Source organism: Yoonia sp., from assembly GCF_042093035.1.
GTDB lineage: Bacteria > Pseudomonadota > Alphaproteobacteria > Rhodobacterales > Rhodobacteraceae > Yoonia.
The window spans coordinates 1-7,037 of the sequence record NZ_JBELFI010000120.1 but is presented as its reverse complement, the minus strand read 5'-3'; the positions used below and the strand labels follow the sequence as shown (position 1 = coordinate 7,037).

General features: G+C 54.5%; 4 protein-coding genes. 2 read left to right on the top strand and 2 right to left on the bottom strand.

What is annotated here, in order from left to right; translation table 11 throughout:
* Positions 1-122: 122 nt before the first annotated feature.
* Positions 123-647 carry a TRAP transporter small permease gene (locus ACFDSS_RS12530; protein ID WP_375256073.1) on the bottom strand — a complete coding sequence of 175 codons (525 nt, stop codon included), beginning with the start codon at positions 645-647 and terminating at the stop codon, positions 123-125.
* A 76-nt stretch (positions 648-723) separates the two neighbouring features.
* Positions 724-1,683 carry a TRAP transporter substrate-binding protein gene (locus ACFDSS_RS12525; RefSeq protein ID WP_375256072.1) on the bottom strand — a complete coding sequence of 320 codons (960 nt, stop codon included), beginning with the start codon at positions 1,681-1,683 and terminating at the stop codon, positions 724-726.
* Positions 1,684-1,756: 73 nt separating this feature from the next.
* Between ACFDSS_RS12525 and ACFDSS_RS12520 the strand changes: the two genes are divergently transcribed.
* Positions 1,757-5,392: a hydantoinase B/oxoprolinase family protein gene (locus ACFDSS_RS12520; RefSeq protein WP_375256071.1), complete on the top strand. Its 3,636-nt coding sequence runs from the start codon at positions 1,757-1,759 to the stop codon at positions 5,390-5,392.
* Positions 5,389-6,801, top strand: a complete 1,413-nt coding sequence (locus tag ACFDSS_RS12515; protein ID WP_375256070.1) for a Glu/Leu/Phe/Val dehydrogenase — start codon at positions 5,389-5,391, stop codon at positions 6,799-6,801. Before ACFDSS_RS12520 ends, ACFDSS_RS12515 begins: the two co-directional genes overlap by 4 nt.
* Positions 6,802-7,037: the final 236 nt, after the last annotated feature.

Genomic DNA, 7,037 nt, shown 5'->3' with positions numbered 1-7,037 from the left:
GAGAAGAAAACAAGGCCAGCAAGCCCGACGACGGAGAGCGAAACAGCCACCCAAGTGCCGCTGGCCAGCAGCGCAATAAGAAGCGCGAGTAGTGTAAGAGCAATCATAGGATCAGACATGGCCTATACCTCGTCAGGGGTTGAGAGGACCGGTTTGCCAGCGCGCAAAAGATCAACAAATGTATGGATGATAGAGACCAACAATAAGGTGATGCCGAACGCAGCGATCCCTTGCGGTATCCACAAGGCAACAGGGACGATTCCGGTTGAAACGTCGCCGTAATGAATGCTTTCGCGAACCAGATCACCCATGAACCATGCGGCGTAGCTGACCAGCGCAATTGCGGCCAGAAGTGTAAATCCTTCTGCAACGACTTGGAGGCGAACAGGCAAACGGCTGGTCACAAGATTGACGCGAATATGTCCACCCGCGCGAAGCGTATGTGCAAGCGCAAGAAACGTCGCACCCGCAAGCATGAAGCCGGAAAAATCGGCGTAAGAGGGAATGGTCGATGGCAAAAGGCCCGGCGCGAAACGTCCAAATGCATTCAATCCAATCTGCGCAGAAATGAGTAGACAGATACACAGGATAAGCCCGCCAGCGATGGCCCCGCATACGTCGTAGAGTTTCTGTAATATGTGACCCATGAAAGCCTCCCCGCTTTGATAGACATAAAAAGACCGACAACCAATTCAGGGCTGTCGGCCAGTCGGGAAGAAACCCTTAGTTGTTATAGGCGTCCATAACAGCCTTTGCACTGTCGGATGCGTTTGCATTCCACGTGCCGAGCATCGTGGCACCAATCTCTTGCAGGCCAGACACCAATTCGGCGCTTGGTTCATACACAGTGATGCCGTTTTCAGCCAAAGCGGCTGTCATGGTCTCGGCTTCGGCGGCCGACATCTCCCAACCGCGTGTTTCAGCTGCTGCAGCTGCTTCAAGAACCGCTGTCTGAACGTCCGCATCAAGACCATCAAACATGCGCTGGTTCACCACAACGATGTTCTTGGGAACCCATGCATTGATCGGAGAGTAATGCGTCACAAAATCCCAAGCTGTTGAGTTCACACCCGTGGACGGGGACGTGATCATCGCGGCGACCTGACCAGTCGCGAAAGCCTGCGGAATGTCCGAGGCTTCGATCTGAACAGGTGCGGCACCGGCCAGCGTTGCGAACTCTTCAAGGGCTGCGTTGTAGGCGCGGAAACGCAAACCGTTTAAATCTTCAACAGTGGCGATTTCGCCATTTGTATAAAGCCCCTGCGCTGGCCACGGCACGGAAAAGAGCGGCATCAAACCTTGTTCGGCCAACAGTTCTGTGATGACGGGTTTCTGGGCGTCCCAAAGTGTCTGCGCTTGCTCGTAACTCGTCGCGACGAATGGCTGGCTGTCGACACCGAATGCGAGGTCTTCGTTAGACAGGCGCGACAGGAAGAATTCACCAATCGGCACGGAGCGGTTGCGCACAGCCCCTTTGATTTCGGCGTGCGGAAACAGCGAACCTGCGCTGTGCAACGTAATGTTGAGGCCTCCGTCTGTGGCCGCACGCACATCGTCTGCGAACTGGCTGATGTTCTGTGTATGGAATGTAGAGTCGCCATATGGCGTTGGCATGTCCCAGCTTTGCGCGCTGGCGGCTGTTGCGAACGCCAATGTAGCAGCCCCGAAAATTGCATATTTCATTGTCTTCTCCCTAGTTGATGACTCGAATCTCTCGATATCATTACGTTGACAATTTGTCAGCGTTATACCCATAATGCAACAACAAATTGATTCGAGGGAGAACGATGTGGATCAGGCGAGCGAAAAGAAGTGGGATTTCTGGGTTGATCGTGGGGGCACATTTACTGACATCGTTGCGAAGGCTCCGGACGGAGAATTGCGCACCCACAAGCTTTTGTCCGAAAATCCAGAAGTGTACCCTGATGCCGCTGTACATGGTATTCGCGCCCTCCTTGGGCTGAATGCACACGACCCTATTCCGGCGGGCCAGATTAGTGCCGTCAAGATGGGTACGACTGTTGCGACCAACGCGCTTTTGGAACGCAAAGGCGAGCGGACTTTGCTGTTGATTACAAAAGGGATGCGCGACCTGCTGCGCATCGGATATCAGAACCGCCCGCGTTTGTTTGACCTTAACATCGAACTTCCTGAACTGCTGTATGATGACGTGATCGAGATCGAAGAGCGGGTTGATGCACAGGGTGAGGTTGTTACCGCTCTCAATACGACCGCTGCACGCGAAGCTCTGTCTCGCGCTTATGGCAAAGGTTATCGCTCTGTCGCGATTGCGCTGATGCACAGCTATCGTTTTCCAGATCATGAACAACGCCTTGGCGCGATGGCTGATCAATCCGGCTTTACCCAAATATCGTTAAGTCACGAGGCCAGCCCGTTGATTAAGCTCGTCTCACGCGGGGATACGGCGGTGGTAGACGCATATCTGTCCCCAATCTTGCGCCGCTACGTTAGCCAAGTGGCTGATGCGTTGGGCACGGCCAAAGGTGGGTGTGAACGATTGATGTTCATGCGCTCTAATGGCGGACTGACCGACGCATCCCTGTTTGAGGGACGCGATGCGATACTGTCTGGGCCTGCGGGGGGCGTCGTCGGCATGGTGCGGACGGCGGCTGAACTTGGGTATGACAAGCTGATCGGCTTCGACATGGGCGGCACGTCTACGGATGTTTGCCACTATGCAGGTGAATTCGAACGTAGCTTTGAAACCGAAGTCGCAGGCGTGCGGATGCGTGCACCGATGATGTCTATTCACACTGTCGCTGCGGGTGGGGGATCAATTCTGTCGTATCGCGACGGGCGCATGCAGGTCGGTCCTGAAAGTGCGGGCGCAAATCCGGGACCAGCGGCGTATCGTCGTGGTGGGCCGCTTACGGTGACAGATTGCAACGTCTTGTTAGGCAAACTGCAACCTGATTTGTTCCCGCCCGTTTTTGGCCCGAACGCAGACGAACCGCTGGACGTCGATGTTGTGCGCACAAAATTCGAAACTTTAGCGGCAGAAATCGGCGGGCATATGTCGGTCGAAGACATCGCTGAAGGGTTCGTGCGCATCGCCGTTGAAAACATGGCCAACGCGATCAAGAAGATTTCTGTGCAGCGTGGCTATGACGTCACCAAATACACAATGAACTGCTTTGGCGGTGCGGGTGGGCAACATGCCTGTCTGGTGGCTGATGCGCTGGGGATGGAGCGTGTCTTTATCCACCCGTTTGCTGGCGTGTTATCAGCCTTTGGCATGGGGCTGGCGGACGTGCGGGCGATGCGCGAACATCAGTTTGGCAAGCCATTGGATCAGATCAACGCAGCAGAGGTCGTTCTGGACGGGTTGATCAAAGCGGCCGAGGATGAGGTGGCTGGTCAAGGTATCCCTGCAAGTCAGATCACAACCGTAACAATGGCGCATATTCGGCCAGATGGGGCGCAGCAAACCCTTGAAGTGCCGTTCGCGCCGATGGCCGAGATGACAGAGGCGTTTGAGGCAGCGCATATGCAGCGGTTCGGCTTTGTCCCAGAGAACGCGACATTGCTGATCGATGTGCTGACCGCTGAGGCCATTGGGGCCACAGGTGAAAAGGTCAATTTACCTGATACGACTGCGCCTGCAGCCCCTGCCAAAACAGGGAAAATGTGGTCGCAAGGTGCATGGCATGATGTCGCTGTTATGGACCGCACGACAATGCAGCTTGGCGAAACAGTCAAAGGCCCAGCAATTCTGACAGAGCCGACGGGCACCAATATTCTTGAAACCGATTGGGAAGCCGAGTGCGTGAGTGGCGGCAACCTCATCCTGCGCCGCGTGACCGCGATGGCTAGACAAGAGGCGGTCGGCACAAAGGTCGATCCCGTAATGCTTGAGGTGTTCAACAACCTGTTCATGTCGATTGCTGATCAGATGGGCGCGACGCTGGCCAACACCGCCTATTCGGTCAACATCAAAGAACGATACGATTTTTCCTGCGCGATCTTTGACGAAGCGGGCGATTTGGTGGCCAACGCGCCGCATGTGCCGGTCCATCTTGGGTCGATGAGCGAAAGCGTGCGGGTCATTCTGCGGCAAAACGCAGGCAAGATCCGTCCTGGTGATGTATTCATGATGAACAACCCGTTCAACGGTGGCACACATTTGCCCGATGTAACCGTGATCACACCAGTGTTTGACGATGCTGGGACGCGGATCATCTACACGGTCGCCAGCCGTGGTCATCATGCCGACATCGGGGGCAAAACACCGGGCTCCGCTCCACCTGACAGCAGGCATATCGAAGAAGAAGGCGTCTTGATTGATAATTTCCTTTTGGTGAAACAAGGCCAATTGCGCGATTGCGCGACGCGCGAGCTTCTTGCATCTGGCAAATATCCCTGTCGCAACGTGGGTCAGAACATGGCTGATCTGTCTGCCCAAATTGCCGCAAACGCCACAGGTGTCGGCGAGCTGACGAAAATCACCCGACAGTTTGGGCTTGATACGGTTCATGCATACATGAGCCATGTTCAGGACAACGCAGAGGAAAGCGTGCGCCGTGTTCTAGATGTGCTGCGCGACTGCGCGTTCACCTATCCACTCGACAGCGGGGATCAAATCAAGGTGGCAATCACTGTCGATAAACCGAACAGAGAGGCTACAATCGACTTTACCGGAACATCGCCGCAAAACGAGTTCAATTATAATGCGCCCTTGGCAATCTGCCGTGCTGTTGTCCTGTATGTGTTCCGCACGTTGGTCGGAAGTGACATCCCGATGAATGAGGGGTGCCTGAAACCGCTCAATCTCGTGGTCCCTGAAGGCAGCATGATCAATCCTAAATCACCCGCCGCCGTGATTTCGGGTAACACCGAGGTCAGTCAGGCGATTGCGGATACGCTTTATGGTGCGCTTGGTGTGATCGCAGGCAGCCAAGGGACGATGAACAACTTTGTCTACGGCAACGACGTGCATCAGAATTATGAAACCATCTGTGGCGGGACTGGCGCTGGAGACGGCTTTCACGGCACCAACGCTGTCCATAGCCATATGACCAACACCCGCATGACCGATCCTGAAGTCCTAGAAACTCGCTTTCCGGTGCGCGTTGATGAATTTTCGATCCGCAGTGGTTCGGGCGGAATTGGCGAATATTGTGGTGGCAATGGCATCGTCAGGAAATTGCGTTTTCTTGAACCGATGACAGTCACAGTCCTTTCCTCTCACCGCATTGTTCCGCCGCATGGAGCTGCTGGCGGTGGTGCCGGTGTCGTCGGCGAAAACAGCGTCGTATGTGCCGATGGAAAAATCGAAACGCTGATGGGTAACGATGAGGCGCAACTCGATATCGGTGATGTGTTTGTTATGAAAACCCCTGGTGGCGGCGGATACGGGAGCGTCAAATCATGAGCGGTAATTTTCTAAAAGACGTAGAGTCGATGTATGATACAGCCGCAGAAAATCTCGGCTTACCTGAAGGCCTTGCCGAGAAAATTAAGGTCTGCAACGCGACTTATGTAACGCGGTTTGGTGTGCGATTGCGGGGGCGAATGTTTACCTTTCGCGGTTGGCGTGCGACGCATTCCACCAGTGAGGGCCCTGCCAAAGGTGGCATCAGATACGCGTCAAACGTCAATCAAGAAGAGGTCGAAGCCCTAGCGGCGCTGATGACTTACAAATGTGCGCTGTTGAATTTGCCGTTTGGCGGATCAAAGGGTGCTTTAGAAATCGACCCCGCCGAATGGGAACCCCATGAGTTGGAAAAGATCACGCGACGGTTCGCACAAGAGTTGATGCGCCACGGATTTCTAGCCTCTGCGACAAATGTTCCGGCCCCCGACATGGGCACCAATCAACAGACGATGATGTGGATCGCTGACGAATACCGGCGTTACAAACCCGAAGACATCAACGGCATGGGCTGCGTCACAGGAAAACCTGTCGCGGGTGGCGGTATCGAAGGGCGGACCGAAGCCACGGGACGCGGCGTTCAATACGCCATCCAAGCCTTTTTTCGCTCTGAAAAAGACCGACATTCGGCGGGGTTAGAAAGTGACAGCCTTGATGGGATGCGTGTCGTCGTTCAAGGACTTGGCAATGTCGGCTATCACGCGGCAAAGTTTCTAGCAGATGAAGACAACTGCAAAGTTATTACAGTCATCGAACGCGACGGTGTCATCCGAAATGCAAACGGGATCGACGTTGACGCACTGCATGCGCATATTGCTGAGCATAAAACCATTCTGGGGTTTGAAGGCGGAAGATTTGAGGCGGATGGGGCTACGGCGCTGACGGATGAGTGCGATATCCTCGTGCCCGCAGCACTGGAAAGCGTCATTCACGAGGGCAATGCATCACATATCAACGCGCGATTGATCGTCGAGGCCGCTAATGGTCCGATCACCCACGACGCTGATCAGATTCTAAACGCACGCGGTATCGTTGTCATTCCTGACTTGTTTGCCAATGCTGGTGGCGTCGTCGTCAGCTACTTCGAGTGGGTAAAAAATTTGTCGCACATCCCATTCGGCTTGATGGAGCGCAGATCCGATGAACGCGACCACCGTAACCTCGCCCGTTCGATGGAGAAAATGACGGGAAAGACATTTCCGTCCGAAGAGCAAACCGCGTTTCTCAACGTCCGCCAAGAAATTGATCTCGTCCGCTCTGGCCTAGAAGACATGATCGTCCAAGCTTTTGCCGAGATTTCCCAAAAGGTAAATGCAAAGGAGCAAGATGTACGGCTGACATACCGTGAGGCGGCGTACCAACTTGCAATCGGCAGGATCGCGTCTGCATACACTGCGATGAATCTTTGAGTAGGTAACGCAGATGTCACCTGCTTAGTAGCGTATGCACACTTTGTCCGCAGTCTGTGAATTCGACCTCTGATCCTCGCTGCACTCTGCACGAATGGCTGGTTTTCCCGCTGCGCGGCAGCACCAAATTTTACGCTAACGCAGCATTTTCCACGCTGCGAGCGCACGCAGCAGGAAAACTGAATTCACACAATGGGCTCTTTCTCGCCGTTCGCTGCGTCTTGGACCAACGACCG

Coding starts and splice junctions, on each gene's coding strand:
- ACFDSS_RS12530 (WP_375256073.1), bottom strand. CDS start 647: ATGGGTCACATATTACAGAAACTCTACGACGTATGCGGGGCCATCGCT.
- ACFDSS_RS12525 (WP_375256072.1), bottom strand. CDS start 1,683: ATGAAATATGCAATTTTCGGGGCTGCTACATTGGCGTTCGCAACAGCC.
- ACFDSS_RS12520 (WP_375256071.1), top strand. CDS start 1,757: ATGCAACAACAAATTGATTCGAGGGAGAACGATGTGGATCAGGCGAGC.
- ACFDSS_RS12515 (WP_375256070.1), top strand. CDS start 5,389: ATGAGCGGTAATTTTCTAAAAGACGTAGAGTCGATGTATGATACAGCC.